This window comes from Flavobacterium sp. H4147 (genome assembly GCF_029360735.1).
Classification (GTDB): domain Bacteria; phylum Bacteroidota; class Bacteroidia; order Flavobacteriales; family Flavobacteriaceae; genus Flavobacterium; species Flavobacterium endoglycinae.
This window is the reverse complement of record NZ_JARKNB010000002.1, coordinates 113,325-139,877: the sequence shown is the minus strand read 5'-3', so window position 1 is coordinate 139,877 and position 26,553 is coordinate 113,325. Positions and strand designations below refer to the sequence as shown.

The window sequence follows — 26,553 nt, the reverse complement described above, 5'->3', positions numbered from 1 at the left end:
GAGGCTTTTTTTATATCTAATTATTTTATTGGAATTTAGACTTTTAAACTTTTAATTTTTTTGATTTATTTAATTCCTAAACGAGATTTTAATTTTAAAAATAATAATCCAATTTTATAAGCATCTTCCGCAGAAGAATTCCTATCGCTTTTTGGAATTTTATAAATTTCACATAAATCGTTTAATGAAAACTGCTTGTCATTAATGTCGGTTAATTTTCGGTACATGACATCAATGTCGAGAGCTTCATTTTTAATTCGGCCGCAATCTAATCTTTCGAGAGCAGCGTTCAGCATTTCAATATCAAAATTAATATGATGGCCAACAAGAACTGCATTGCCAATAAAATTGATAAAAGCTTCAATTGCTTCAGGTTCTGGCATTTTGGTCATTTTGCTTTCAATAATGAACTCATTTGAAAGTCCGTGATCTTCAAGGAATTTATATTGAAGAAGTACAGCTTCAAAATTTTCCTTAATCACAATACCATTATCAATGACCGAAAAAGCACCTAAAGATAGAATAACATCTTTATTTGGGTTTAAGCCAGATGTTTCAGTGCTTAAAACCACAAATTTGTTTGGCTTTGCTTCAAATTTCGATAAGTACTCTTTCCAGAACTCTGGATGATCCTTGTTTATGTTTTTAATCCAGTCTAGCATATTTACGAGAATTGTGTAAGTTGAAATTTACTCTTTATTAATTCCTCAAGGTCTTTCATCGGGGCTAAAGCGCTTTTTAACTTCTCTTTGTCTGTTTTAGACATTTCTCTTAAATTGATATATTGTCCGGAATCATCATTTTTTAAACCTTCAACTGTCCTAAATTTTGAAAGAGTTAAAAATGCTTCGGCACAGCTCAAGTATATTTCTGCATTTTTAGAATCCGTAATAGCTAATTGTTTGAATCTTAAATAAGTATTTTTGATTCCTTTGATATTAGCACTTAATATTAATAAACGTGCACTGTCAATTAATGGCATCAGAGCACGGGTTTTGATATCAAACTTATCTTTATGCGGACCTTCTTCTTCAACAATGAATTTTTTGAAAAAACTCAAAGGAGAATTTCTTTTCAAAGCATCGTTTCCTAAAAAGTCAAAGAATAGCGTATTGTTAACCGCATTTTTGAAAACCACATTTTCAATAACTTCTTCGATTTTTGGTTCTCCAATTACAATCTCATAATCAAAGAAAATGCTGCTCAAATCATTACTGTTTTCACCTGGAGTATTCATCCAGCTGTTGTACTGTTTTGTCCAGTCGCTCAATGATTTACACCAAAGCATATTGCTTCCCATATGTCCATTAGGGCAGTATTCGTAACCTACTTTTTCAAGAATAGCTGTCGTTCTTTTTGCTAATCTTAAAAAATAATCTTTTACTTCACGATATTTTTCAGGAGCCACATCTTCAAAAACTAAAATACTATCCTGATCCGTTAGTAATAATTGTTCTTTACGACCTTGACTTCCAATGCTTAACCATGCAAAACGAGCAGGAGGTGAGCCTAAATCTAAAATTGATAACTCAACAGCACGTTTAATAATCGCTAAGTTTATCTCGCTGGCAATATTACTAACATGTGAAATAGGTATATTTTTCTGAATCGAATTTTGAATCAAATCTGATAAACGATCACGAATTTGTTTTAAATCTTTTGGTAACTGCGAACGCTTAATTTCTTTAATTAATACACCTGGGTTACTAGCTTGAGCAACAATAAGATCGTGCTCGGAAATTATTCCTTTTACAGCAGATTTATTGGTACCGTCTTTTGTAACGCATAAGTGCGAAACATTGTATTTAAGCATAAGAAGCTGAGCTTCGGCCAAAGAAACGTTTTCAATAACTGTTACAACAGGCGAAGACATGATTTTGTCAATAGTTTCTGTAATAGGATAGCGTCCCGTTGCGATTTTAGAAGAAAGATCAGCATTGGTAACAATACCAATAGGATGATTTTTTTCGCAAACCACAATGTTATCGACCATAGAATCAGTCATTAACAAAGCAACATCTTTTACAATATGATGAGATTCTGTTGTCAGCGGCGAATTATTATAAGTAAGAGACTGAATGTATTGTATTTCAGACTGTTGGTCAATAAAGCCATTTTCAGGATCTAACTTACTGTGAGAACGTGCATTGTCTTTAGTGTGTCTTGAATTCATAGCAAAACTTTCCAGTAAAAAGTTTAAAACATCAGAATTATTAGCCACAAAAGGTCTAAAAACAGCGATTGGAATAGCATAAATAATGCTTTCTTCACGTGCTTTTGCCGTCATCATATAATTATTTTTAGCAAAAAAAGGTCGCAGACCAAAAATATCGCCTTCGTGACATTTATTTATAATAGTTTCTTCAGCATCGGCAATGGTAGTTAAATTAATAACACCAGATGCAACTACATAAAAGCTGTCATGAAGCGGATCGTTATTTTGAAACAATACTGCATGTTTTTCTAAATTGATAACACGAATGTTGGTAGCGATATCTGATAATTCCTGAAAAGTTAAATTATCAAATGGCGGGTATTCTTTTAAAAAATCTGCAATATGCTCAGCAATAGTATTCATATAGTTGATAATTTTTTTAAAGTATCGAATGTAAAAATAATAAAATAAAGTCTTACAATGAAAGCATCTGTACCAGAATCTGAATATTTTAAAGAAATGTTAAGATTTACTAGATTCAAGGCTTTGAAAAGCTTTTTGATGTATTAAAGTTACATAATTATTTGATTTATAATTAGGTATTTTTTTATTTGAATCATTTAGAATGAGAGTAGTTTCTAATTTCTCAATTTATAAATTAAGAATATTTTAGAATTCAATATTCATATAAGAACGGATATAGTGATTGCAGATTATGCAGGAGTTTCTATAATTTTCTATTTTACATAATATAAATTATAGTTCAAAATGTTTTACGTCAAAAGTAAACGTTTATTCATATAATTTCTTGAATATTACTTCTTTCGGTACCACGTAGCCGTTGCCTCGTGCCGTAAATTGGATCTTATCATCTTCGACAATTAATAATGCGCCAAAACTTGATCCGTCTTTTTCAATAAGTTTTATTTGAGCTCTGTCGCCTAATGGATACACATATCCGGTAACATCCAAAACTCCAGAATTTAATTCTTTATGTTCGCTTGTAACTTCTGCAGTTCCAGAAATCATATAATTTGACTGTGCGATTGTAATCGTAAAAAAATATTCCTTTTTACAATCTTTGCATTTTTGTGAACCCCATTTGCCGGTAAACTTATTAATTTGCGAATATGATTGAAAGCTTATGAGAATTAATACTAAGGCAATTTTTTTCATAAATATTATGTGCAGAAATTATAATTCAAATATATGGTAAAAAATCCTTCTGCATAGAGATGCTTCAAATTTCTCGTATTTGAAAATTAATTTAATTTTTTCCTAAATATTGAATTTTCACTAAGAGGTTTTTGTTTTTTAAATTTTGCGTATTTGAAAAATAAATTTAAAATTTTTCAAATAACGGATTTATACGCATCCATAAAAAAAGCATCACGTATATGTGATGCTTTAAATTTCTCGTATTTGAAAAATTATTTTAATTTTTTCAAATAAACGGATTTTCCGTTAAGCGAAACTTCAATTTGATTTGTTTTATCGTTGAAAGTTGTTCGCAGTACATTTCCTTTAAAAAGCGAAACATCTCCATAAATTTTTCCAGTTTCATCAGAAACATATTCGAACAGGAGTTTTTTATTATCAGGCTCAATTCCTAATTTATAACTTGTGAACTTTGTTCCAGTTAAATCAAATTCTTGTTGCGAATCAATAATTTTACCGTCAACATAAAAATTGGTTATGGATTTGTTCAAAGTGATATCCGGATAATATTGGTTGACTTTTTTTAGTAATTCGTACTGTTCAACTGTGACATCTTCTTTTTTTGATGTAACTGTCTGAGCGAATGAAACCGACGTGAAAATGATCGATAATAACAAAATATACTTCTTCATAATTTTTAATTTTTTGAGATTAATAATGTTTTGTTTTAGTTATTAAATGCATTAAATACTATAACAAGATATGAAATCTTTACCTTTGCAGAAAATTTAAAGTGCTTTTTTAAGAAAATGACAACAAAAAAATATATTAAGCTTATCCTTATTTTAGGTTCTTTAACCGCCCTTGGTCCTTTTTCGATCGATATGTATCTGCCTGGTTTTTCGGATATTGCTAAAGATTTACACACTTCTGTAGCCAAAGTTTCGATGAGTTTGTCAAGCTATTTTATTGGGATTTCTGCAGGACAATTGCTTTATGGTCCGCTTTTAGATCGTTTTGGCCGTAAAAAGCCTTTGTTTATTGGTCTTGCGGTTTATATTTTAGCTTCGCTTGGTTGTGTGTATGTAACTAATATTGATTATTTTATACTTTTAAGATTTATTCAAGCTATCGGAAGTTGTGCTGCAACGGTTGCTTCTGTTGCCATGGTTCGTGATTTATTTCTTGTAAATGATATTCCGAAAGTATTTTCACTTTTAATGCTTGTTCTTGGGCTTTCGCCGATGCTGGCGCCTACAATTGGCGGCTATGTTACTGAAGATTATGGTTGGCATACTGTATTTTTTATTTTGATGTGCATGGGAATTGCTATTTTATTAGCTTCTCAAATTGGTCTGCCAAATAGTTACAAACCAGATACTTCAATATCTTTAAAACCAAAACCCATTATTTCAAACTTTTTAAAAGTTCTTAAAGAACCACAATTTTACACGTATGCGTTTACGGGAGCAATCGCTTTTTCGGGATTATTTACATATGTAGCGGCCTCTCCTATTATTTTTATGGATATTTACCATGTTGATGCTAAAACATATGGATGGATTTTCGCTTTTATGTCAGTTAGTTTTATTGGTTCGAGCCAGTTAAATTCGGTTTTATTGAAGAAATTTACGAGTGAGCAAATGATTTTTGGAGCATTAATTCTGCAATCTGTAGTAAGTATTGTTTTCCTTGTACTTTCATTAAACAACCTTTTAGGATTGTATGAAACTATTGCAGTACTTTTTGTATTCTTAGGTTGTCTAGGAATTTCAAATCCAAATACTGCTGGACTTACTATGGCACCATTTGCGAAAAATGCCGGAAGCGCTTCGGCTTTAATGGGTGCTATTCAATTAGGTTTAGGATCTTTGGCTTCGTTTGCTGTTGGAATTTTTGTAAAAGATTCTGTAGCGCCAATGGTTTTGATTATGACCGTTACAACAATTATCGCTTTTATAGTTTTAAATATCGGAAAGAAATTTATCAAAAATAAAGTGGAAATATCTGCTGATGATGATAATATAGTTGCGCATTAAATGAATGTAAATTCCAATTTTTGAAATTCCAAATTCCAATAAAAAATCCAGAATCTTTGATTCTGGATTTTTAATATTATCTCAATCACTTGGAATTTGGAATTTAAATATTGAAATTTTTACTTTTCCTGAGATCTTTTATCAGGTCTAATAATCATTCTAAGAGACTGGTCTCTTGCAAAATACGCTACCATCCAGTTCCAGAAAGTATTTAATCTGTTTCTATACGTGATTAATGAAATTAAGTGGATAAACAACCAGATAATCCAGGCAAAGAATCCTTTAAAATGCCATTTCGGACTTGGTAAATCTACCACGGCTTTGGCTTTTCCAATAATTGCCATAGAACCTTTATCATTGTATGTAAATGGTTTTAAAGCTTGATTTTTAACCATAGCTTTAAAGTTTTTCGCTAGATTTAATCCTTGTTGAATCGCAACCTGTGCAACTTGCGGATGTCCGTCAGGGAAATTTTTATCTCCGGCTAAAATAGCTGTATCACCAATAGCGTAAACATTTTCTAATCCGTTTACTTTATTGTATTGATCGGTTGCCATACGTCTTCCGCGGCCGTAGCTTTCCTGCGGAATTCCTTCAAAAATTTTAGCAGAAACTCCCGCAGCCCAAATTAAGTTTTTGGTTTTGATTGTTTCTCCACTTTCAAAGAATACTGTGTCATCTACATAATCAACTACTTTCGTATTTAGTTTTACTACAACACCAAGTTTAGTTAATGCTTCTAAAGTATCTTTTTGTGATTCTTTGCTCATTGGTGCCAAAAGTGCATCGCCGCCGTCTACTAAATATACATTGCTAGCAGATGTGTCTAATTCAGGATATTCTTTTAGGAGAATATTTTTTCTCATTTCAGCAAACATTCCTGAAACCTCCACTCCTGTTGGTCCTCCTCCGGCAACTACAATCGTTAATAGTTTACGACGTTTACGCATATCTTTGCAGATCGCAGCTTTTTCAAGGTTTTTGAGTAGTGTATTACGCATTTCGATGGCATCATTTAAGGTTTTCATCGGAATAGCGTTTTTCTTTACGTTTTCCATACCAAAATAACTGGTTTCTGCTCCTGTGGCAAATACCAGATAATCGTAAGTTAACTCACCGTTGTTTAAAATGATCTTATTTTCAGTAGGAACAACAGATTGTAATTCGCCTAAACGAAACTGAAGATTCTTTTTGCCTGCAAAGAACTTTCTATAGGGATAACTGATGCTTGAAGGCTCTAAAAAAGCCGTTGCAACTTGATATATAAGTGGTGGAAAAAAATTATAATTGTTTTTGTCAACAAGTGTTACTTGTATCTGAGGCTGGTTTACAAGCTCTTTTGCTAGATTTATTCCTGCGAAACCGCCTCCTATTATGACTATTTTCATATATGTTGTATTTGGAAGGATTATAAAATAATTCCTTATAAATATACAACTTTAATATGCAATGACAAAAGTCATCTTTGTTACTTTTTAAATTTTTTAACAGGTTTTTCGGTTATTTCTATCTTGTTTTGTAAGACATAATTAGCTAACAATTTTTCAATCAGCTCGTCTTTTGTAAGATGATGAAAAACAGTTTTTACCTTCGTTTTTAATTCCGATGAAATATCGTGATTTGGTTTTGTTTTAAAAATCTGTTTGGCCCATAAAAGGGTATTATTTTCTTCAATACTTAAGGCAGAAGGTTTTTCGAATTTTGAAAATGTAAGCCCTAATTCTCTTTCGAAATCAGCTATTTCAAAAACTTCTTCTTCCTGCAAAACAGTTAATGAAAGTCCTTTTGCTCCAGCTCTTGCCGTTCTTCCGCTTCGGTGTACATAAGTCTCGTAAGCATCTGGAAGATGATAATTGACAACATATGAAATTTCTTTAACATCAATTCCTCTCGCCGCCAAATCGGTAGCCACTAATATATTGATGTGTCCTTCGCGGAATTGTTCCATAATTCGATCACGGATTCCTTGCGTCAAGCTTCCATGAAGAGCTCCCGACGAGAATCGGTTTATGGCTAGATTTTTGGCCAATTTATTGACAGCAGCTTTCGTTTTGCAGAAAATAATGCCTCGTTCTCCATCACGCGAATTTAAAAAATGCATTAAAACATCTAATTTTTCAATCGGATCAACGACAATATATTTATGATCAATTCCTTGGTTTCCAATAATTTCCATATTGGCACTAATCTGAACAACATTTTTATGCAAATAATTCTGAATCAGTTGTTTGATTGTTCCAGGTAAAGTGGCAGAAAATAATAAAGTGCGGTGCTTTTTAGGAAGTTCTGCGATGATTTCGTCAAGACTTTCCTTTAAAATTGAAACCATTTCATCGGCTTCATCTAAAACTAGATATTGTGTCTGACTTAAATCAACTGCTTTTCTTTGAATTAAATCAATTAAACGACCTGGAGTTGCCACAATAATATGTGTTGGTGCTGTAAGACGTTCAATTTGAGGTTTAATTGGGATTCCACCACAGGTAGATGCGATTGATATATTTGGAATATACTTCGAAAAATCTTCTAAATTTCTAAAAATCTGATGTCCAAGTTCTCTTGTGGGTACTAAAATCACAGCCTGAACAACAGGTAATTCAGTATTTACCAATTGCAATAATGGAAGTCCAAATGCTGCTGTTTTTCCAGTTCCAGTTTTGGCTAATCCCACCAAATCATGATTTTCAGACAATAAAAGCGGAATTGTTTTCTGTTGAATTTCTGTGGGTTCAACAATATTTAATTCGCTTAATGCTTTTAAAATTGGTTCTGAAATTCCTAATGTTGAGAATGGTTTAGACATGTATTTTAGATTTTAGAGTTCTGATTTTAGATATATTACAGATTGCTCAAGAATTAAATGATTTTTTTATGATGACGTTAAAATAAAAATCTTTGTCAAAGTTTAAAGCTTTGACAAAGATCATATAATTTTCTTTATAAACTGGAATTTATCAATCTGGTTCGTTCATGATTTTTTCGCGGTATTTTTTACCTATTAATAAGGTCAATCTCTGCTTGTAATCATCCAAAAGCCATTCACGATAGTTTTTACTGCATTGGCTTAAGCATTTTGCAAAACGTTTAATACGATCTTCAATATCATCTTCTAGTTCTTTTGAAAGTGCTTTTGCTTCTGGCAGTAATTCCGTATTATCTACGCACATTGCAGCGTGTTGTTCCAATGATTTGTCTAAAACAATTTTAGAACGCAGATTTTGTTTGATGGCCAATTTATGTTCTTCATCGACATCAAAGGTAACATCGGCAGTTTTACTGAATTTTGCTCGTAATTCTGGCGGCATGCTGTATTTGAAATACATTTCGATTTCAGTATCATCTCTAAGATTTTCAAGATAAAACTCAGGAGACTTAAAGATGTGCTGCCAGTTTACCGGATCGCTCCATAAACCAAAACGAGCGGCATTATTTCCTAAGTCAATAACTGTAAACTCGTCTTTACCAGGTAATTTACGAGATCCACGCCCAATCATCTGGAAATATAGTGTTAATGATTTAGTGGCTCTGTTTAAAATGATAGTTTCTACAGTAGGTTCATCAAAACCAGTTGTTAAAATTCCAACTGAAGTTAAAATCGCATCTGGAGTTTTCTTAAACCATTGTAAAATATCTTTACGTTCTTCAGAACTGCTTGTATTATCAAGGTGTCTGATATCGTAACCAGCCTCTCTAAAAGTATCATATACATATAATGAAGTATGGATACCATTATTGAAAATCAAAGTCTTTTTACCCAAAGAACGTTCTGTGTATGCATGAAGTAGTTTTTCCTGCATCAATGAATTGGTATACAAATCATCTGATGATTTTACCGTATAATCACCATTGATACCCACTTTTAATGAAGTCAAACCTACATCGTAGCTATAAGTTGTTGCTCTAGCAAGGAAACCTTTGTCAATCAATGAACCAATAGTGTCACCTACGATAAGCTCGTCATAACTTTGGTGCATTGGTAATTTTATATTTGAACTCAAAGGCGTAGCGGTTACACCTAATATGAATGCATTTTTAAATGAGTTTAATAATTTTCGGAATGAGTTATAATGCGCCTCATCGATAATTACTAAACCAATATTGTCTAGGTGTAATTTTTCGTCGTTGATACGGTTTTTTAGAGTTTCAACCATAGCTACGAAACAGGAATAATCATTCTGATCTGGTAATTCTTTTACCTTACTGTTGATGATTTTGTTTGAAACGCCAAAGCCTTTCAACATTTTTGAGGTTTGTTTGCAAAGCTCGATACGGTGTGTTAAAACCACCACTTTTTTGTCATTATTAGATAAATAACGACGCACAATTTCTGAGAAAATTACTGTTTTACCACCTCCAGTAGGTAACTGATACAACAAATGATGCTTTGGGGGAGCATTGTCTAAGCGATCGAAAATAGCATCAATATCACCTTTTTGGTAGGCATACAGTTCTTTCCTATCTTCTCTTTCTATTTCTAAAGTGTTTTGAGACATTGTTTATTTTTGGATTTTTGCAAAAATACATCTAAAAAACAGTTATTCATCTTATTTTAACCTAAAATAAATGTTTTTTTTAAACTAAGATTTTTTATAGGAAGTGTTTTTAAATCTCTGTTTTATCTAGAATTGCTTCAAAATCATACCTGTTTTTCCATTTTTGCTGCAAAGTCTCTTGGTAAATTGCCTGAACTCTTGGTTTAAATTCATGAAAAATTCCGCTGGAAATTAAAAAATTTACGGCTTGTTCGAATGAATTGAATATACTTTTGTAAAACAATTCTTGTTTAATAAAATTATTTGAGGAATAGGTTTGTGCAATTTCGATATTATAAAGCATCAAATCGGCAATAATAAACGAGTCAACACCTAAAGAAATGAAATGTTTGATGATTTTTTGAGCAACAGATCGTCGCATTTTAGCTTTCGGGCGCCACCTTGCATTCGGTTTTTTTACCGGAAAATATTCGTGTGAGATTTTCACTTTTGCTTCCTGAAGTAATTTGTCTTCTTTCGGATTAAAAACGAAATCATAATACACTTTTACAGGACTAAATTTTTCATACAATTCTACCAGCTGTTCTTCAAGCTGTTCCTTGGTTAGTGCCGTTAAATATTTTTTTAAATCGCGTTTGCTCATTATCAAAGTTTAAGAATACAAAAATAAATTACTTTCCTGACACATAACTTAAAAACCAACCATAATACTTAATTTTGTTTCAATAATCTCAAAAACGACACTTACATGCTCAAGATTTTTAAAGTTACTGCTATTTTAGAAGGTATTTCTTATCTGGTATTATTTGCCAACATGCTTATTATAAAAAACAGCAACCCTGAATTATATCATACATTACTTCGCCCGCTAGGAATGACACACGGAATCCTTTTTATTGGTTATATTGTGTTGGCTTTCTCGTTGTTAAAATCTCAAAAATGGGATGCAAAAACTTTTGCCATTATACTTATAGCTTCTCTTATTCCGTTTGGGACTTTTTATGTTGAGAAAAAGTATTTAGAAAATAATGCCTAATCTTTTGAATAAAATATTCAATTTTTTATATCCGCTTTTTAGAGATTGGGGAATGAGCCGCAACTTTGCCTCTTATACCAGTCTCGTTATCAATATTGCCATAATGCTGGCGCTGGCTTATGCTATTTATTACATTGCCAAGTTTGTTTTGGTTACGCTTATGGCAGTTTTTGCACAGCGGACCAAAACTAAATTTGACGATTATTTAGTACACAATAAAACCACAAAATATACTGCTTATTTAATTCCGTTTTTCTTCATTTATAAAGCAGTTCCCATAATTCTGGATAAATATGAATATTGGGAATTGATGTTCGGAAAAATTGTCGGTGTTTATATTGTTTTAATCACTTTATGGATCATCAGAACCATTTTTAATTCGTTACGCGACTACTTAAAACAAAAACCAGAATACAGCGACAAACCTATTGATAGTTTTATTCAGGTTATAATGATCGTGCTTTGGATTTTCGGGGTGGCGATGATTATTTCGACCTTGTTCGGAATCAAAAGAGGAGAATTACTGACTATTCTGGGAACGCTTTCGGCGATTATTATCTTGATTTTCAGAGATACGATATTAGGTTTTGTTTCGAGTGTTCAGGTTGCGATTAACGATATGGTTCGTATTGGCGACTGGATTACCATGGATAAATTTGGTGCTGATGGTGATGTAATCGAAATCAACCTGACGACCGTAAAAGTCCGAAATTTTGATAATACGATTACCACTATTCCTACGTATGCTTTAAGTTCCGATTCTTTTCAGAACTGGCGTGGTATGCAGAAATCTGACGGAAGGCGTATTAAAAGACATGTTTTGATTAAAAGCAGCAGTATTCGTTTTCTAAACAATGACGATCTGAATCATATGAAAGGAATTCAGTTGATTACATCTTATATTGAGACAAGACAAGCCGAAATTGAAAAGTATAATGAACTTCGCGGAATTGATAAATCATTATTGCTTAACGGTCGGAACATGACCAATTTAGGGATGTTTAGAAAGTATATTATGCAATATTTATTAGATCATCCGGGGCTAAATAAGAATATGCACATTATGTGCCGTCAGCTGCAATCTACAGCGCATGGAGTTCCATTAGAAATTTATGTGTTTTCAAGTGATAAACGCTGGGCAAATTACGAATATATTATGTCGGATATTTTCGATCATGTTATGGCTTCGGTAATATATTTCGATCTTGAAATATTTGAACTTCCATCGCAGATTGGACGCCTTGATAAGTAGTTTTTATATTTTTTGTTTCAAGTTTCAGGTTTCAAGTTTTAACTAGTACGTAATACTAACTTGAAACTTGAAACAAAAATCCACTATTTCTTTTCTTCAAAAACAAACTTTGGATCTTTGTAGGTAAGCGTTCCCGGAAGAAAACACGGAAGACTCATATACGTACCAATTATTCCAGATCCCTGAATTAGTTTGTTGTCTTTTTTAAGCAGCGCTAATGGAATTCTTTTCCAGCTTCCTCCATTTGAAATATAATGAAAATCACCTCTTAAAGTATCACCTTTTATATCACCACGAACATCGCCAGAATCTTTTCCGAATTTATAATACGAAATTTCATAACGTCCATAAAAGCGTTTGTCGCTGATTTTTAGAGCAATAACCGCCGTGTCGTTTCCGTTTATGGCTTGATAGTGTACTTCTTTGTAATTCCCTTCTTTTGAATTACAAGAAATTACTGAAATCATAATTATTATGATAAGAATAAAAGATAATTTGTTCATTGCTAATCTTTTAAAAGCTAACAAGCCGTTTAAGTTTGTTTATAGAAAACTTAAATTTATAGATGTGGCTTATAGACTTTAAGTTTTTTAGTTATTAAAACAAAAATAGATTTTTTTCTATTTTATTTTTTCTTAAATTTAAATAAAAAACATGGCAGATAGAGACACTTTTTTAAGAGAATTCAGAGGCGAAACTTTAGGAACCGTAAGTGCTCAATCTTCACCAGATGAGATCTTCCAAAACCAGACGATCAGGCCGATTTTAAAACTGCAGAACGACTTATTTGTGGCAGTATTTATTAATTACGTGAATAAAAACAAAGCTGATTTTTACTCATATTCGGTTGAAAAGAAACTACACACAATCGAAAACTCAATTCAAAAAGATATCAAGTTCCGAAATTCTTTAAAAGGAATCATCATGGCACTTTTTACAGTGGAAGAATACAATACGTATATTCAAAACTCATCAGATTTGAATAAACGCATGATGAATTTATTGATTGAGAGATTGAAGAATCAAGTGCAATTGTTTGAGAAAGAATTGAATTAATTAAGGACTTAATGATTTTAAGTAAAAAACACAAAAATTTTGAAAGTTATAATCGCACAATATTTTTAGGAGAAACTATTGAAGGAATTATTTACGGAGAAATAAAATTTGTATTTGAAGAAGGTAATGCCGAAGAACCTGCTTACTCACCTAAATATCCGGAAATTGATACTTTAGATTACTCTATTTACTTTAAAACACAAAATAAAACAATCTATGTTTTTTGGGACAGTAAATTTTATTGTTTTGGACTTCGCGCAGAAGAAATTGATTTAGAAGAAACACCTAATGATTATGAACAGAAATGGGATGTTTCGAATACTGAAATGTGGATAAATCTTCTCGGAAAAATGATTGTAGATTTTAATATTGTCTGGGAAGAAGTACCACCAAAAACTATTTATCCTCAGGCTTTTATTTTAAAACTAGAAGATGAATCTTCAATTATTCTAAGCGCTTCAGAATTTAAAGATGTGCATCAGGAAAAAGCTTATGGAATGAGTGATAATTTACTAGTTACAACTAATTTAGAATTAGGAAGGGAACTTAAATTGATATAATAAAGAGGTCCAGAATTTAATTATTTAAAAATAATGTTTAATCAATTCCGAAATAAATGCCCTATAACTGATGAGAAATGGTCTGAATACATTAGTTATTTCAATCGTATAGAAGTTTCTACAAAGACAGTACTAATAGATGAAGGCGAAGTTTCTAAAAAACTTTTTATAATTGAGAAAGGCTGCGTTAGAGTCTGGTTTAATAATAATGGAAAAGATTTGACTTCGCAGTTCTTTTTTGAAAACCAAAGCGTAGCTTCGATTGAAAGTTTTATAAAAAAATTTCCAAGTCCGGTTGTCGTAGAAACAATTGAACCTTCTGTTTTGTGGTGGATTCATAAAAACGATCTGGATAAAATTATAGAAGAAATTAAAGAAATTCCACAGCTTAGAGATAAATTGATTGATATGCTTTTTCAAAGAACATTTGATTACATGAAGCACTTTTTTTCTTTTATAAAAGACTCCCCTACCCAACGTTATCTCAATTTGATTGAAGAAAAACCGCAGATCGTTCAGCGTGTGCCTCAGCATTATATTGCTTCTTATTTGGGAGTAAGCACAGTTCATTTAAGCCGAATCAAAAGTCAATTACTGCAAAAAAAATAACAGAATTCATTTGATAACAAATGTTATCGCATGCCCATAAAGAGCAGGGTAATTTTGCTTCATAAAATTTAATAGTATAAAATTATGAAAGCAGCAGTAGTGTATAAAAAAGGCAGTCTGCCAAAATTTGTAGAATTTCCTAATCCAATCGCAGCAAATGAAAACGAAGTTTTACTTTCGGTTAAAGCAGTTGCTATTACAAATTTAGATAAGGGAATTGTCAGTGGGGAACATTATTCTTCAGAAAATGAAAATCAAAACGGCACTGTAATTGGCAGCGATGCCGTTGGTTTACTAGAAAACGGAACAAAAGTATATGCTCGAGGAATTTCGGGAACAATTGCAGAAAAGGCTCTCGTCGAAAAAAATAGAATGGTTGTATTGCCTGATGGAATCGATCTGTCAATAGCCGCGGCAATGCCAAATGCAGTTGCGGGCTCAGCAATGGCTCTTCGTTTTAGAGCCGAAATACAGCCGGGAGATACTGTTTTAATTAACGGAGCAACTGGTTTTACAGGTCAAATGGCTGTTCAGGTTGCGAAATATTACGGAGCAAAGAAAATAATTGTAACCGGCAGAAATGAAAAAACATTGCAAAGTCTTTTAGAGTTAGGAGCCGATGAAATTCTTTATTTGAAACAAGATGATGAACGTTTTGTTTCTCAGCTGAAGGAAATTCATCAAAATACACCAATTGATATTGTTTTGGATTATTTATGGGGGCATTCAGCTGAATTAATTCTTTCTGCTTTAAAAGGAAACGGGAATTTTACTCACAAAACCAGATACGTTTCAATCGGTTCTATGTCTGGTGATACAATTCAATTATCAGCACAAATCTTACGAAGTGTTGATCTTCAGTTATCTGGATCGGGATTAGGCAGCTGGAAAAAAGAGGAAGTGAAACTATTATTTTCTGAAATACTTCCAGAAATTTTTCTTTTAGCTTCTCAAAATAAATTAAAAATAAATGTCGAAAAAGTGAATATAGCTGACATTGAAAAAATGTGGAATGCAGAAGTTCCAGATGGCAAAAGACTGGTAGTTATGGTTTAAAAAAGCTTCTAAGCTTCTAAGAACAGAGTTAAAATCTTAGAAGCTTAGTAAACTTTAAAAAAATATTAGTATTTTAAAAGCTCTAATAAAGTTTCTTCAAATCTATTTTTAGCTAAAAACTGATCTTCTAATGCTTTTGTAAACGGAATTGGCGAATCCAAACTGGCCACTCTCTTTACTGGAGCGTCAAGATATTCGAAGCAATTTTCCATAATTAAAGCCGAAATATCACTGGCAATTCCGCCAAACATAGTATCTTCTTGATAAATGATAGCTTTTCCTGTCTTCTTAACCGAATCAAAAATAGTTTCAGTATCAAGTGGCTGTAAGGTTCTTAAATCAATTAAATCAGCATCGATATCTGGATTTTTTGCTAAAGTTTCTAGTGCCCAGTGAACCGTCGCACCAAAAGAAATAATAGTAACCGATTTTCCTTCTTTTACCAAAGCCGCTTTTCCAAATGGAATGGTGTAATAATCCGTTGGAACATCTTGGTAAATACTTCTGTAAAGCTGTTTGTGTTCAAAAAATAAAACAGGATTTGGGTCATTTACAGCAGTATTCAACAATCCTTTTGCATCATACGGAAATGCTGGATACACCACTTTTAAACCAGGTGTTTTGGTAAACCAAGCTTCGTTTGTCTGCGAATGAAAAGGTCCTGCCTGAGTTCCGCCTCCGCAAGGCATACGAACCACCACATCGGCATTTTCGCCCCAGCGGTAATGCGATTTTGCTAACAAATTCACAATCGGATTAAAACCTGTAGAAACAAAATCAGCAAACTGCATTTCTACAATTGCTTTATATCCGTTTATAGACAATCCCATTCCTGCCGAAACAACAGCGCTTTCGCAAATTGGCGTATTTCGTATTCTGTCTTTTCCAAAAGCATCAACAAAACCATCTGTAATTTTAAAAGCTCCACCGTATTCAGCAATGTCCTGTCCCATAATAACGAGATTTTTATGGCGCCACATAGATTGCTCTAAACTGTTGCGAATAGCATCAATAAATCGAATATTGGTGGTTTCAGAATTATGGGTATATTCTTCATATTGAAATGGTTTGTATACGTCATCTAATTCTCCGCTGTAAGTTGGTTCTATTTCTGGTTCGGCATTTGCCATTGCCCAATTTTCGTCAATTTTTTGTTTGATTTGAGAACGAAATTGTTCATCTAGTTCTTCTGTAAGGACTCCAATTTCGGTTAGATATTTTTTATAATTGGTAACAGGATCTCTAAGTTCCCATTGATCCATTAATTCCTGAGGAACATATTTAGTACCACTCGCCTCTTCATGTCCACGCATTCTGAAGGTTTTAAATTCCAATAAAACCGGATGCGGATTCTCCTGTATTTCTTGCTTTAACTGCGATAATTTATTGTAAACTTCTACAATATTATTTCCGTCAATAATCCAGCTTTCAATACCGTAACCAATTCCTTTATCGGCCAGATTTTCGCAAGAATATTGCTCGTTTGTTGGTGTTGAAAGTCCGTAACCATTATTTTCAATAATAAACATTACCGGAAGTTTCCAAACTGCAGCAATATTTAGAGCTTCATGGAAATCTCCTTCACTGGTTGCTCCTTCTCCGGTAAAAACGGCGGTAACTTTTTTATTATCTCGTAATTTATCTGCTAAGGCAATTCCGTCGGCAATTCCTAACTGCGGACCTAAATGCGAAATCATTCCTATAATATTATATTCCTGAGTTCCAAAATGAAAACTTCTGTCGCGTCCTTTTGTAAAGCCATTAGCTTTTCCCTGCCATTGCGAAAAAAGTCGGTGAAGCGGAATATTTCGAGTTGTAAAAACACCAAGATTTCGGTGCATCGGTAAAACATATTCAGAATCGTCTAAAACAGAAGTTACCCCTACTGCAATAGCCTCCTGTCCTATTCCTGAAAACCATTTTGACACTTTTCCTTGTCGGATCAAAATGAGCATTTTCTCTTCAATTAAACGGGGTTTCAGGATTTTTTTATATAAATCTAATAGTTTTTCATCAGAAAGATTTTGTCTGTAAAAGATCATTGGTTAAGTGAGTTTAGTTTTCTCAAAGATAAAAAAAACCAACAATTTTGATGATTTTAGTTTGATTTTTTCAATTTTATTACCAGAATTAAAATTGAAATCTAAAATATTATCTACCTTTGTGAGTAAAGGTTTAATACCTTTTTTCTTAAATAAAAATGTAAAGTATGCAAAACATTCCTAGTGTAGACTTACGTGATTTCCTTTCGGACGACCCGAAACGTAAACAAAAATTTGTAAATGAAATCGGCAGTGCATTTGAAAACATTGGCTTCGTAGCCTTAAAAGGTCATTTCTTAGATGACCAATTGGTAGACGAACTTTATGGTGAAATTAGAAAATTTTTCGCCTTGCCAATAGAAACTAAGCATAAGTATGAAATTCCCGGAATTGGCGGACAAAGAGGCTATGTATCTTTTGGAAAAGAACATGCTAAAGGCCGTAAAGAGGGTGATTTAAAAGAATTCTGGCATTTTGGACAGTATGTTGACAAAGATTCAAAATGGGCAGCAGAATACCCAGACAATGTTGAAGTTACAGAACTTCCTCGTTTTAATGTCGTGGGAAAAGAAGCATACCAAATGCTCGAAAAAACCGGAGTATATGTTTTAAGAGCTCTGGCTTTACATTTAGGCTTAGATGAGTTTTATTTTGATGAATATGCAAAAGAAGGAAACTCAATTTTAAGACCAATCCACTATCCTCCTATTACTTCTGAGCCTGAAAACGCTATTCGTGCTGCGGCTCACGGTGATATTAATCTTATTACTTTGTTAATGGGAGCTCAAGGGAAAGGACTACAAGTTCAAAATCACAATGGTGACTGGATAGATGCTATTGCTGCAGATGATGAATTGGTAATCAATGTTGGAGATATGTTGTCAAGACATACCAACAACAAACTCAAATCGACGATTCACCAAGTGGTTAACCCGCCAAGAGAATTATGGGGAACTTCTCGTTATTCTATTCCGTTTTTTATGCACCCAGTAAGCGATATGCGTCTGGATTGTTTAGAAAACTGTATTGATGCAGAAAATCCTAAAAAATACGAAGATATTTCAGCGGGAGAGTTTTTACACGAACGTTTAGTGGAATTAGGTTTAATTAAAAAATAAACGTAATTTAAATTCCAAAAAATCAAAATTCCAAATTCCAAACTTCATTGGAATTTGGAATTTAATTTTTAGAACCTTCCAAGGTTTGGAATTTATTTTAGAATAAAACAATTATGGACTTAAAAGATCAATTAAAAAACTTGTTTCCAGAACACGTTGAATCAAACGAACCAGAGGAAATCCAGGAAGAAGAACACGTATTGTATGTTCAAAAAGAACCTATGATTTGTAAATTTGAAAAACGAAAAGGAAAACCAACCACGATTATCGAAGGTTACGAAGGATCTGACGAAGATTTCAAAGTTTTAGCCAAAGAAATCAAAACCAAATTGAGCGTTGGCGGTACTTTTAAAGATGCATCCATCATCATTCAAGGCGATTATCGTGATAAAATAATGACAATCCTAAAAGAAAAAGGATTTAAAACAAAACGTGTAGGTGGATAAAATAAATTTTAGATTTCTGATTTTAGATTTTAGATTGCTCAATTGGAATTTAAAAATTAGAATTTGAAAAACCTCAGAACCTTAGCAACTTAAAAAAATGATACAATCATCAGAATTAATACTTAATCCGGATGGAAGCGTTTACCATTTAAACCTTCGTCCAGAACATATTGCCAACGATATTATATTTGTTGGAGACCAAAACCGAGTTGAAAAAATCACTCAGTTTTTTGATTCAATTGAATTTTCTACACAAAAAAGAGAATTTAAAACCCAGACAGGAATTTATAAAGGCAAAAGAATTTCGGTAATGTCAACCGGAATTGGCCCAGACAATATTGATATTGTGATTAATGAATTAGATGCATTAGTCAATATCGATTTAAAAACCCGCCAGCCAAAAGAAGAATTGACTTCTTTAAACATCATCAGAATTGGTACTTCAGGTTCTTTACAGGAAGATATTCCTGTTGACAGCTTTGTAATGTCTAAATTTGGTTTAGGATTAGACAATATGCTTCGCTCCTACTTAATTGACGACGTTTCAAATGTAGCACTTGAAGATGCTTTTATTACGCATACCAATTGGGATATCCGCAAAGGAAGACCTTATGCGATTTCATGTTCAGAAAAATTGGAGCAATTAATAGAATCTGATAAAATTTTCAAAGGAATCACAGCAACAGCAGGAGGATTTTATGGTCCGCAAGGGCGTGTATTGCGTTTGAACATTCAAGACGAAGAATTAAACAATAAAATGGATAATTTTAGTTTTAATGACGAAAGAATCACTAATTTAGAGATGGAAACCGCAGCTATTTATGGACTTTCTTCGCTGTTAGGACATAATGCATTATCTTTAAATGCAATTATTGCCAACCGTGCTTCGGGAACTTTTAGTGAAGATCCATACAAAGCTGTTGATGAATTGATTAGTTATACTCTAAACAAAATAGTTAATAATAAGTAATGCAGAATGCTATTCTTAAATTTGAGCAGCTGCTGAATGAAAATGCCTCTTATTTTCCGGAAATAAGCAGTGAAATATTAGAATCAAGAATTCCTGGTAAATGGTCTAAAAAAGAAATTTTGGGCCATTTAACAGATTCTGCGATTCATAATCTGGTTAGGTTTACAGAAATTAATTATCTTCAAAAACCTTATCATCACAGGCCGTATAATCAAATAGATTTAGTAAATTTAAATCAGTATCAGCAAATGGATATTCGAGAGCTTACTCAATTGTGGCTTTCGGTAAACAAACAGATTATAAGAATTATGAAATCTGTTGATGAAAAGGCTTTAGAATATGAAATTATTCTAAGTGATGGAGCTGTAATAGATTTAAAATTTTTAATGACGGATTACGTAGAACATTTAGAGCATCATATCAACCAGATAATATCTTAGATTATGTTTTTAAGAGTGGCACGACACACCGATGATTTAGATAAAATCGAAGATTTCTATGTCAATATTTTGGGTTTTGAACGATTAGGAGATTTTCAGAATCATAATAATTATGATGGAATTTTTATTGGAAAGTCGGGTTTAGACTGGCATTTTGAATTTACAAAATCCAATAAAGAAGCCCGTCATACTTTTGATGAAGATGATGTAATTGTACTTTATCCCAAATCAATTTTAGATTATAACGAATTAATAAATAAGGTTATACATAAAGGTATTTCAACGATAACTGCAGCTAATCCTTTTTGGAATGAAAACGGAAAAATGATTCAGGATCCTGATGGTTATCGTATTGTAATATCACCATTAAAAGCAGTAATAAACGAAATAGAATAATGCAGGAAACACATAAAAAAGTATTATTTAAATATTATAGCGATTATTTAGAAGATACAGTTTCAGAAACTATGTGGGCTGAAATTATCGATCTAGAAAAAGGACTTTTCAAATTGGACAATATTCCGTTTTTCGGCCCTTTAATCGCAACCGATGATTTATTTTACGCCGAATTTGATACTAAAGAGGATCGTTTCGTTTACAAAGAAACAATCGAAAACTCTGGGAATTCTATTGTTCAGGTTCTGGTTCTTGAAAAAGGATTTGACAAAGAAATTATCCGTGAAAAATTAAAAGTTATAAACTGCCCGTCTGAAGGATTAAATGAAACATTTTTTGCTATTGAAGTGGTAAGAGATGTAGATTATTCGCTGGTTCGCAATGTTTTGAATGAATATGAAGGTGAAGAAATTATCGAATACGCAGAACCCTGCCTATCAGACAAACACAGGGCTGATTTATTAAAAAACTAGAAAACTAAACTTAAGAATACGCATACCAAACTAAACTTAAACTAAACTGTACATGAAAACTGTAAAAATTGCGGGTGTTCCGGAACACTTCAACCTGCCATGGCATTTATGCATTGAAAATGGCGAATTTGAAGCCGAGAACATTGATTTACAATGGAAAAATATTCCGGAAGGAACTGGAAAAATGTGCCAAATGCTTCGTGACGGCGAAACAGATATGGCTGTTATATTAACAGAAGGAATTGTAAAAGATATCACAGCAGGAAACCCAAGTAAAATTGTTCAAATTTACGTTCAATCGCCCTTAATCTGGGGAATTCACGTTGCTGCTAAATCCGATTTTCAAACTATAAAAGATTTGAAAAACAAAAAAGCAGCCATTTCAAGAATTGGATCCGGTTCTCAATTAATGGCGTATGTTAATGCGAATGAACAAGGCTGGGATACTGATGACCTGCAGTTTGAAATTATAAATACGCTTGACGGAGCTGTTGAAGCTTTGACAAACGGCACAGCAGATTATTTTATGTGGGAACGTTTTATGACGAAACCGCTTGTAGATCAAGGAATTTTTAGAAGAGTTGGCGACTGCCCTACTCCTTGGCCTTCATTTGTAATTGCCGTTCGCGATGAATTCCTAAAAAAGAATCCAAAAATTATTGAAAAAATTCTGGAAATCATCAATAAAACTACAGTTGATTTTGCCGAGATTCCTAATATCGATAAAACATTGGCAGATTTATTCAATCAAAAAGCGGCCGACATTAGAGAATGGCTAAAATTAACGCAATGGTCACAGAAACACTTAACTGAAAAAGCATTTATCAAAATTCAAAATCAATTATTTGATCTGGGAATTATTGATAAAAAAAGTACTTTTGTTGAAACGGTAAAAGCGCTGTAAAAACTGCTTTTTGATTCTATGATGAATTTTCCTAAAATTGACTTTCCGCAATTAAAATCCAAGCTTCAGGTGAAATCACCTTGGGACAGGGTTATTATATTGTTGTTGAGTCTTTTAATCACAATTCCTATTTTCATCATTCTGCATCAAAACCTAATCGATTTAGAATGGCCTTTTAATTTAGACCGAATTTTTATTTTCATATTCGTTCTAGCGGCCATCTTTTTTCTCTTAATGTACCTCAGAACCATTATAATATTATGTGTTGCCGTGTATTTATTGGTTCTTGTGTACGGTTCGGTCATTGGGAATTATGGCTTCAGTGAAATTTCTGAAGATTACAATTCGATGATTTACACCATGTCTGATAATCCCTATCCGCAGGATATTATTGTGGCTAAATTGCTTCCATTTCCCAATAGATCAAAAATTATAAGCGCTATAGAATATCAAAACCCTAAAGTGCGAAACTTTGCCATTATGGCTGCTAATAAAAATTTTAAAGGAATCAAAGGATATTCAGATTATCGAACAATCATTCAATGTTTTGCCGTTTTTAAAGAAATAAACGGACGCTGGAATTATGTAAACGACCCTAAAGATGGCGATTATATTGCAACTGCCAGTGAATCACTTGAATATTTCTCTGGCGACTGCGACGATCACTCTATTTTAATGGCCGCTGCGATTCGTTCTATAGGCGGAACACCACGATTAATTCATACCAAAGGTCATATTTATCCCGAAATATTAATTGGTTCCATGATTGATTTGGAAAAAGTCAATTATCTCATTAAGAATGTACTTTTTACGCGGGAAAGTTACGGCAAAAAGCTTCATTATCATATTGATGAACGTGGACAAGTATGGATGAATTTAGATTATACAGCCAAATATCCGGGTGGTCCTTTTATGTACGAAGAAATTTTGGGAGCGCTTACTCTCAATTAATATAAGCCTTTCGAGAGCTTTTTTGTTTTTGTAATCTTAATTTTACGATGTAATTTATAAGGTTCTAAAAATCAGATATTTTGTTTTTAAATTGTGTTAAGGAAATGTTAGAGATAATACTTTTTTTTGTATCTTTTCCTATCTAATCTTTAATCACAAAATCATGAAAAATTCTAAATTATTTATCTTCGGAGTTGCATTGGCTGCAGTATTAATTATTTCATGTTCTAAGGGTAGAAATAAACTGATAAACTCTTGGAAAATTACCGATGTTGAAGCTAAAATGCCTCTTTCTGACTCATTAAAACAGGTAATTTTAAGAGATGGAACGCTAACTTTTACAGAAGACGGACATGTAACCGGATTTTTAACCCAAGAAATTACAAATGGAACTTATGCCTTAACAAAAGGCGGAAAAAGTTTAGTAATTAAAGATGAAGTAGGAACACCATATCCTTGCGAAAGCACAATCACAAACGATGAGCTTATATTAGACACGAAAGAGATGAAACTTAAACTCAAAAAAATATAAGTCTTTTTAAAACTCATATAACCATTAAATTGAAAATATAAAAAAACTCCTTAAGATTCTTGAGGAGTTTTTTATAGTTGTAGACTTATAAATTTAAAAGTTTGCAAAAGCTTTTTCTCTAAATTATAAATTAAAATACCACTCACATGAAACTAAAACAAACCCTGTCAGCAATTTTAGCTTTCTTAAGTCTTGCTGTTTTTACTCAAAAAACATATTCATGTACCAGAATTGTGTATCATGGATTAAACGGCACGGTAATAACGGCACGTTCAATGGATTGGAGAACAGAAATTCCAGCCAATTTATGGGTATTTCCAAGAGGAATTGAACGATTTGGAGAAGCTGGAAATAATTCGGTTAAATGGAAATCAAAATATGGGAGTGTCATTACAAGCTCTTGGGATATCGCTTCTTCTGATGGAATGAACGAAAAAGGTCTCGTTGGAAATCTTTTATGGCTTGTAGAATCTACTTATCCGCCTTTTGAGAAAAACGGAAAAATACAAGGATTGGCCGTTTCATTATGGTTGCAATATGTTTTGGATAATTTTTCTACCGTTTCAGAAGCTGTAAAAGCTTTAGAAAAAAATGATTTCACAGTAGTTTCGTCTCATATTCCGGGAACAAATATTTTTGCAACAGTTCACTTATCACTTTCTGATGCATCTGGAGATAATGCAATTTTCGAATTTATAGATGGAAAACTGGTTATTCATCATGATATGAAATATGTAGCCATGACCAACTCTCCTATTTTTGACCATCAACTGGCTATAAATACCTATTGGAAAGGAATTCCAGGAACGATTATGCTGCCTGGAACTAATCGTGCTGCTGACCGTTTTGTGAGAGCTTCTTATTATATCGATGCAATTCCAAAAACCGATAATACGCGCGCTGCATTAGCAAGTGTTTTTGGTGTGATTCGAAACTGTTCTGTTCCGCTGGGAATTTCATCAGAAACAGAACCAAATATTTCGTCAACACGCTGGAGAACAGTTGCCGATCAAAAAAATCTAGTATATTATTTCGATAATGTTTTAAATCCAAATGTAGTTTGGGTAGAATTTAGTAAACTCGATTTTAGCGAAAAAGCAAAAGTTAAAAAGCTGAGTTTATCCAATAATGAAAATTACTCTGGAGAATCTTCCATGAATTTTAAAGCCGCGCCTATTTTTAAGTTTGCAGGTCTGGATTAAACATACACAAAAAACGCCTTCGAAAATCCGAAGGCTTTTTTTATTCCCGTAAAATTTTCTCCATTTTTCGGCCTTTGGCTAATTCATCTACCAATTTGTCCATATAACGGATTTTCTGCATTAATGGATCTTCTATATCTTCAATTCTATAACCGCAAATTACGCCTGTAATTTTAGAAGCATTTGGATTAAGTTTGGGAGCTTCGGTAAAAAAAGTTTCTAAATCGGCTTTTTTATCAATTTGTTCCCTGAATTGTTTTTCATCGTAACCTGTAAGCCAAAGAATAACAGTATCAACTTCGTCTGCTGTACGTCCTTTTTTTTCTACTTTCTCCACATACAAGCGGTAAATGCTTGCAAATGAGTATTGATAAATTTTTGTGTTGTTCATTTGATTGATTTTTTGATTCTTTAAAATTATAAAAATTTTTGGAAAAAATATTGCGCAGTCAAATAACTGCATTATATTTGCAGTCAAATAACTGCACAATGGAAATACGTAGAGATGTTTTTCAGGCTATTGCCGACCCAACGCGAAGAGCAATTTTAAACCTAGTGGCCATACAAGCTATGACCCCAGGAACCATAGCCGAAAATTTTGATTCGTCAAGACAGACCATATCAAAACATATTAAAATTTTAACTGAATGTGATCTGCTAGAACAACAGCAAAACGGACGTGAGATATATTACTATATAAACGCCAAAAAAATAAAGGAAGTTGCTGATTTTATTGAACCGTTCCGCAAAATATGGGACGATCGTTTTAATAAATTGGAAGATATTATGAAAAACTATAAACCAAAAAATTAACTATTTATGGAACGCAAAACCAAAGTACATGCTGAAAATAATCAGCAGGAAATAGTGATTACAAGAGAATTTGATCTTCCTTTAGAATTACTTTTTAAAGCTTATACCGAAGCTGAAATTGTAGAACAGTGGATGGGAACGAAAGTATTAAAATTCGAAAACAAAAAACACGGCGGATGGCAGTTTGAAACCAAAGATTCTAACGGAAATATAGTTTTCAGTGCCAATGGTGTTATTCATGATTATGTTCCGAATGAGCGTATTACGAGAACTTTCGAAATGGAAAATACCGGATTTGCTCCGCAATTGGAATTTTTAGAATTTGAAAAACTGACAGATGAAACGAGTAAATTAAATATTCTTATTGTTTATAAATCAGTTGAACACCGCGACAATCAGTTGAAACTGCCGTTTTCCATGGGGCTTAACATGGCTCATAACCGATTAGAAGAAATTGTAAAACAACAAAAATAAAATATCATGAGTAAAAGAAACAAAATTATCTATTGGATTGCTACACTTTGGCTGGCATTGGGAATGACTTCTACAGGAATTGTTCAAGTATTAAAAATAAAAGAAGAAGCCGATATGATGACACATTTAGGATATCCGCTTTACTTTTTAACCATTTTGGGAGTTTGGAAAATCCTTGGCGTAATTGCTATTCTAATTCCGAAATTTCCTTTACTAAAAGAATGGACATACGCTGGTTTCTTTTTTGCGATGAGCGGTGCCGTTTTTTCTCATTTTGCTGTTGGAGATTCTGGTATAGAATATTTTGGACCTGTTTTGTTGTTAGTTCTTACAGTTCTTTCTTGGTATTTTAGACCAGCTGAGAGGAAAGCATTGTAG

Annotated in this window: 31 protein-coding genes; 20 read left to right on the top strand and 11 right to left on the bottom strand. The window is 32.9% G+C overall.

Annotation, left to right across the window (positions count from 1 at the left end):
* Positions 1-65: 65 nt before the first annotated feature.
* From P2W75_RS08490 to P2W75_RS08475, 4 genes are all read right to left on the bottom strand, one after another.
* Positions 66-662 (bottom strand): 3'-5' exonuclease, encoded by a 597-nt coding sequence (locus tag P2W75_RS08490; RefSeq protein WP_207296292.1) that lies wholly within the window; start codon positions 660-662, stop codon positions 66-68.
* 2 nt (positions 663-664) lie between these two features.
* A complete protein-coding gene (locus tag P2W75_RS08485; protein ID WP_207296291.1) occupies positions 665-2,578 on the bottom strand; it encodes a DUF294 nucleotidyltransferase-like domain-containing protein in 1,914 nt (637 codons plus the stop codon).
* A gap of 369 nt (positions 2,579-2,947) precedes the next feature.
* Positions 2,948-3,331, bottom strand: a complete 384-nt coding sequence (locus P2W75_RS08480) for a hypothetical protein (protein WP_276380029.1) — start codon at positions 3,329-3,331, stop codon at positions 2,948-2,950.
* A 254-nt stretch (positions 3,332-3,585) separates the two neighbouring features.
* Entirely contained in the window at positions 3,586-4,005 is a 420-nt protein-coding gene (locus P2W75_RS08475; RefSeq protein ID WP_207296288.1) for a hypothetical protein, read from the bottom strand.
* A 117-nt stretch (positions 4,006-4,122) separates the two neighbouring features.
* Here P2W75_RS08475 and P2W75_RS08470 point away from each other — a divergent pair, with 117 nt between their 5' ends.
* On the top strand, positions 4,123-5,352 hold the full coding sequence (locus P2W75_RS08470) for a multidrug effflux MFS transporter (protein ID WP_276380028.1): 1,230 nt from the start codon (positions 4,123-4,125) through the stop codon (positions 5,350-5,352).
* Positions 5,353-5,471: 119 nt separating this feature from the next.
* Here P2W75_RS08470 and P2W75_RS08465 read toward each other — a convergent pair whose 3' ends face one another.
* The 4 genes from P2W75_RS08465 to P2W75_RS08450 all read right to left on the bottom strand — a co-directional run bounded on the left by P2W75_RS08465 (position 5,472) and on the right by P2W75_RS08450 (position 10,488).
* Positions 5,472-6,740, bottom strand: a complete 1,269-nt coding sequence (locus P2W75_RS08465; protein ID WP_276380027.1) for an NAD(P)/FAD-dependent oxidoreductase — start codon at positions 6,738-6,740, stop codon at positions 5,472-5,474.
* 80 nt (positions 6,741-6,820) lie between these two features.
* Positions 6,821-8,155: a DEAD/DEAH box helicase gene (locus tag P2W75_RS08460; protein ID WP_276380026.1), complete on the bottom strand. Its 1,335-nt coding sequence runs from the start codon at positions 8,153-8,155 to the stop codon at positions 6,821-6,823.
* 151 nt (positions 8,156-8,306) lie between these two features.
* On the bottom strand, positions 8,307-9,845 hold the full coding sequence (locus P2W75_RS08455) for a DEAD/DEAH box helicase (RefSeq protein ID WP_207296284.1): 1,539 nt from the start codon (positions 9,843-9,845) through the stop codon (positions 8,307-8,309).
* A gap of 109 nt (positions 9,846-9,954) precedes the next feature.
* Entirely contained in the window at positions 9,955-10,488 is a 534-nt protein-coding gene (locus P2W75_RS08450; RefSeq protein ID WP_276380025.1) for a DUF6155 family protein, read from the bottom strand.
* A 105-nt stretch (positions 10,489-10,593) separates the two neighbouring features.
* On the opposite strand from P2W75_RS08450, the gene P2W75_RS08445 reads away from it, so the two are divergent.
* Both P2W75_RS08445 and P2W75_RS08440 read left to right on the top strand, forming a co-directional pair.
* A complete protein-coding gene (locus P2W75_RS08445; RefSeq protein ID WP_276380024.1) occupies positions 10,594-10,881 on the top strand; it encodes a DUF3817 domain-containing protein in 288 nt (95 codons plus the stop codon).
* On the top strand, positions 10,874-12,133 hold the full coding sequence (locus P2W75_RS08440; protein WP_276380023.1) for a mechanosensitive ion channel family protein: 1,260 nt from the start codon (positions 10,874-10,876) through the stop codon (positions 12,131-12,133). Before P2W75_RS08445 ends, P2W75_RS08440 begins: the two co-directional genes overlap by 8 nt.
* A gap of 83 nt (positions 12,134-12,216) precedes the next feature.
* On the opposite strand, the gene P2W75_RS08435 is transcribed toward P2W75_RS08440, so the two are convergent.
* Positions 12,217-12,636, bottom strand: coding sequence for a hypothetical protein (locus P2W75_RS08435; RefSeq protein ID WP_276380022.1), 420 nt, complete (start codon positions 12,634-12,636; stop codon positions 12,217-12,219).
* Between the two features lie 151 nt (positions 12,637-12,787).
* Here P2W75_RS08435 and P2W75_RS08430 point away from each other — a divergent pair, with 151 nt between their 5' ends.
* The 4 genes from P2W75_RS08430 to P2W75_RS08415 all read left to right on the top strand — a co-directional run bounded on the left by P2W75_RS08430 (position 12,788) and on the right by P2W75_RS08415 (position 15,414).
* Entirely contained in the window at positions 12,788-13,189 is a 402-nt protein-coding gene (locus P2W75_RS08430; RefSeq protein WP_276380021.1) for a glyoxalase, read from the top strand.
* A gap of 11 nt (positions 13,190-13,200) precedes the next feature.
* Positions 13,201-13,749 (top strand): hypothetical protein, encoded by a 549-nt coding sequence (locus P2W75_RS08425; RefSeq protein ID WP_276380020.1) that lies wholly within the window; start codon positions 13,201-13,203, stop codon positions 13,747-13,749.
* Positions 13,750-13,782: 33 nt separating this feature from the next.
* The gene (locus P2W75_RS08420) at positions 13,783-14,358 is read left to right on the top strand and encodes a Crp/Fnr family transcriptional regulator (RefSeq protein WP_276380019.1); all 576 of its coding nucleotides are present in this window, start codon (positions 13,783-13,785) and stop codon (positions 14,356-14,358) included.
* An 84-nt stretch (positions 14,359-14,442) separates the two neighbouring features.
* Positions 14,443-15,414, top strand: coding sequence for a zinc-binding alcohol dehydrogenase family protein (locus tag P2W75_RS08415; RefSeq protein WP_276380018.1), 972 nt, complete (start codon positions 14,443-14,445; stop codon positions 15,412-15,414).
* A gap of 65 nt (positions 15,415-15,479) precedes the next feature.
* On the opposite strand, the gene P2W75_RS08410 is transcribed toward P2W75_RS08415, so the two are convergent.
* Complete coding sequence (locus P2W75_RS08410; protein WP_276380016.1) at positions 15,480-17,456, bottom strand: dehydrogenase E1 component subunit alpha/beta; 1,977 nt, start codon at positions 17,454-17,456, stop codon at positions 15,480-15,482.
* 167 nt (positions 17,457-17,623) lie between these two features.
* Between P2W75_RS08410 and P2W75_RS08405 the strand changes: the two genes are divergently transcribed.
* The 10 genes from P2W75_RS08405 to P2W75_RS08360 all read left to right on the top strand — a co-directional run bounded on the left by P2W75_RS08405 (position 17,624) and on the right by P2W75_RS08360 (position 24,888).
* Positions 17,624-18,574: an isopenicillin N synthase family oxygenase gene (locus P2W75_RS08405; protein WP_207296273.1), complete on the top strand. Its 951-nt coding sequence runs from the start codon at positions 17,624-17,626 to the stop codon at positions 18,572-18,574.
* A 113-nt stretch (positions 18,575-18,687) separates the two neighbouring features.
* A complete protein-coding gene (locus tag P2W75_RS08400; protein ID WP_207296272.1) occupies positions 18,688-19,020 on the top strand; it encodes a translation initiation factor in 333 nt (110 codons plus the stop codon).
* A gap of 97 nt (positions 19,021-19,117) precedes the next feature.
* Complete coding sequence (locus P2W75_RS08395; protein WP_276380015.1) at positions 19,118-19,990, top strand: nucleoside phosphorylase; 873 nt, start codon at positions 19,118-19,120, stop codon at positions 19,988-19,990.
* The gene (locus tag P2W75_RS08390; RefSeq protein WP_276380014.1) at positions 19,990-20,430 is read left to right on the top strand and encodes a DinB family protein; all 441 of its coding nucleotides are present in this window, start codon (positions 19,990-19,992) and stop codon (positions 20,428-20,430) included. Before P2W75_RS08395 ends, P2W75_RS08390 begins: the two co-directional genes overlap by 1 nt.
* A gap of 3 nt (positions 20,431-20,433) precedes the next feature.
* Entirely contained in the window at positions 20,434-20,826 is a 393-nt protein-coding gene (locus tag P2W75_RS08385) for a VOC family protein (protein WP_276380013.1), read from the top strand.
* Positions 20,826-21,299, top strand: a complete 474-nt coding sequence (locus P2W75_RS08380) for a DUF4265 domain-containing protein (RefSeq protein WP_276380012.1) — start codon at positions 20,826-20,828, stop codon at positions 21,297-21,299. The genes P2W75_RS08385 and P2W75_RS08380 overlap by 1 nt, the downstream gene beginning before the upstream one ends.
* A 52-nt stretch (positions 21,300-21,351) precedes the next feature.
* Positions 21,352-22,203 carry a substrate-binding domain-containing protein gene (locus P2W75_RS08375; protein WP_276380011.1) on the top strand — a complete coding sequence of 284 codons (852 nt, stop codon included), beginning with the start codon at positions 21,352-21,354 and terminating at the stop codon, positions 22,201-22,203.
* An 18-nt stretch (positions 22,204-22,221) separates the two neighbouring features.
* Entirely contained in the window at positions 22,222-23,154 is a 933-nt protein-coding gene (locus P2W75_RS08370) for a transglutaminase family protein (protein ID WP_276380009.1), read from the top strand.
* Between the two features lie 163 nt (positions 23,155-23,317).
* Positions 23,318-23,686, top strand: coding sequence for a hypothetical protein (locus P2W75_RS08365; RefSeq protein WP_207296265.1), 369 nt, complete (start codon positions 23,318-23,320; stop codon positions 23,684-23,686).
* Between the two features lie 146 nt (positions 23,687-23,832).
* Positions 23,833-24,888 (top strand): linear amide C-N hydrolase, encoded by a 1,056-nt coding sequence (locus tag P2W75_RS08360; RefSeq protein ID WP_276380007.1) that lies wholly within the window; start codon positions 23,833-23,835, stop codon positions 24,886-24,888.
* 40 nt (positions 24,889-24,928) lie between these two features.
* Here the strand turns inward: P2W75_RS08360 and P2W75_RS08355 are convergent, their stop codons facing one another.
* On the bottom strand, positions 24,929-25,279 hold the full coding sequence (locus P2W75_RS08355) for a DUF2200 domain-containing protein (RefSeq protein ID WP_207296263.1): 351 nt from the start codon (positions 25,277-25,279) through the stop codon (positions 24,929-24,931).
* Between the two features lie 98 nt (positions 25,280-25,377).
* Between P2W75_RS08355 and P2W75_RS08350 the strand changes: the two genes are divergently transcribed.
* From P2W75_RS08350 to P2W75_RS08340, 3 genes are read left to right on the top strand one after another with little or no spacing between them, the layout of a single operon-like run.
* On the top strand, positions 25,378-25,701 hold the full coding sequence (locus tag P2W75_RS08350) for a helix-turn-helix transcriptional regulator (protein WP_276380006.1): 324 nt from the start codon (positions 25,378-25,380) through the stop codon (positions 25,699-25,701).
* A gap of 6 nt (positions 25,702-25,707) precedes the next feature.
* Entirely contained in the window at positions 25,708-26,175 is a 468-nt protein-coding gene (locus tag P2W75_RS08345; RefSeq protein ID WP_276380005.1) for an SRPBCC domain-containing protein, read from the top strand.
* Between the two features lie 6 nt (positions 26,176-26,181).
* A complete protein-coding gene (locus tag P2W75_RS08340; RefSeq protein ID WP_207296260.1) occupies positions 26,182-26,553 on the top strand; it encodes a DoxX family protein in 372 nt (123 codons plus the stop codon).

Coding starts and splice junctions, on each gene's coding strand:
- P2W75_RS08490 (WP_207296292.1), bottom strand. CDS start 662: ATGCTAGACTGGATTAAAAACATAAACAAGGATCATCCAGAGTTCTGG.
- P2W75_RS08485 (WP_207296291.1), bottom strand. CDS start 2,578: ATGAATACTATTGCTGAGCATATTGCAGATTTTTTAAAAGAATACCCG.
- P2W75_RS08480 (WP_276380029.1), bottom strand. CDS start 3,331: ATGAAAAAAATTGCCTTAGTATTAATTCTCATAAGCTTTCAATCATAT.
- P2W75_RS08475 (WP_207296288.1), bottom strand. CDS start 4,005: ATGAAGAAGTATATTTTGTTATTATCGATCATTTTCACGTCGGTTTCA.
- P2W75_RS08470 (WP_276380028.1), top strand. CDS start 4,123: ATGACAACAAAAAAATATATTAAGCTTATCCTTATTTTAGGTTCTTTA.
- P2W75_RS08465 (WP_276380027.1), bottom strand. CDS start 6,740: ATGAAAATAGTCATAATAGGAGGCGGTTTCGCAGGAATAAATCTAGCA.
- P2W75_RS08460 (WP_276380026.1), bottom strand. CDS start 8,155: ATGTCTAAACCATTCTCAACATTAGGAATTTCAGAACCAATTTTAAAA.
- P2W75_RS08455 (WP_207296284.1), bottom strand. CDS start 9,845: ATGTCTCAAAACACTTTAGAAATAGAAAGAGAAGATAGGAAAGAACTG.
- P2W75_RS08450 (WP_276380025.1), bottom strand. CDS start 10,488: ATGAGCAAACGCGATTTAAAAAAATATTTAACGGCACTAACCAAGGAA.
- P2W75_RS08445 (WP_276380024.1), top strand. CDS start 10,594: ATGCTCAAGATTTTTAAAGTTACTGCTATTTTAGAAGGTATTTCTTAT.
- P2W75_RS08440 (WP_276380023.1), top strand. CDS start 10,874: ATGCCTAATCTTTTGAATAAAATATTCAATTTTTTATATCCGCTTTTT.
- P2W75_RS08435 (WP_276380022.1), bottom strand. CDS start 12,636: ATGAACAAATTATCTTTTATTCTTATCATAATAATTATGATTTCAGTA.
- P2W75_RS08430 (WP_276380021.1), top strand. CDS start 12,788: ATGGCAGATAGAGACACTTTTTTAAGAGAATTCAGAGGCGAAACTTTA.
- P2W75_RS08425 (WP_276380020.1), top strand. CDS start 13,201: ATGATTTTAAGTAAAAAACACAAAAATTTTGAAAGTTATAATCGCACA.
- P2W75_RS08420 (WP_276380019.1), top strand. CDS start 13,783: ATGTTTAATCAATTCCGAAATAAATGCCCTATAACTGATGAGAAATGG.
- P2W75_RS08415 (WP_276380018.1), top strand. CDS start 14,443: ATGAAAGCAGCAGTAGTGTATAAAAAAGGCAGTCTGCCAAAATTTGTA.
- P2W75_RS08410 (WP_276380016.1), bottom strand. CDS start 17,456: ATGATCTTTTACAGACAAAATCTTTCTGATGAAAAACTATTAGATTTA.
- P2W75_RS08405 (WP_207296273.1), top strand. CDS start 17,624: ATGCAAAACATTCCTAGTGTAGACTTACGTGATTTCCTTTCGGACGAC.
- P2W75_RS08400 (WP_207296272.1), top strand. CDS start 18,688: ATGGACTTAAAAGATCAATTAAAAAACTTGTTTCCAGAACACGTTGAA.
- P2W75_RS08395 (WP_276380015.1), top strand. CDS start 19,118: ATGATACAATCATCAGAATTAATACTTAATCCGGATGGAAGCGTTTAC.
- P2W75_RS08390 (WP_276380014.1), top strand. CDS start 19,990: ATGCAGAATGCTATTCTTAAATTTGAGCAGCTGCTGAATGAAAATGCC.
- P2W75_RS08385 (WP_276380013.1), top strand. CDS start 20,434: ATGTTTTTAAGAGTGGCACGACACACCGATGATTTAGATAAAATCGAA.
- P2W75_RS08380 (WP_276380012.1), top strand. CDS start 20,826: ATGCAGGAAACACATAAAAAAGTATTATTTAAATATTATAGCGATTAT.
- P2W75_RS08375 (WP_276380011.1), top strand. CDS start 21,352: ATGAAAACTGTAAAAATTGCGGGTGTTCCGGAACACTTCAACCTGCCA.
- P2W75_RS08370 (WP_276380009.1), top strand. CDS start 22,222: ATGATGAATTTTCCTAAAATTGACTTTCCGCAATTAAAATCCAAGCTT.
- P2W75_RS08365 (WP_207296265.1), top strand. CDS start 23,318: ATGAAAAATTCTAAATTATTTATCTTCGGAGTTGCATTGGCTGCAGTA.
- P2W75_RS08360 (WP_276380007.1), top strand. CDS start 23,833: ATGAAACTAAAACAAACCCTGTCAGCAATTTTAGCTTTCTTAAGTCTT.
- P2W75_RS08355 (WP_207296263.1), bottom strand. CDS start 25,279: ATGAACAACACAAAAATTTATCAATACTCATTTGCAAGCATTTACCGC.
- P2W75_RS08350 (WP_276380006.1), top strand. CDS start 25,378: ATGGAAATACGTAGAGATGTTTTTCAGGCTATTGCCGACCCAACGCGA.
- P2W75_RS08345 (WP_276380005.1), top strand. CDS start 25,708: ATGGAACGCAAAACCAAAGTACATGCTGAAAATAATCAGCAGGAAATA.
- P2W75_RS08340 (WP_207296260.1), top strand. CDS start 26,182: ATGAGTAAAAGAAACAAAATTATCTATTGGATTGCTACACTTTGGCTG.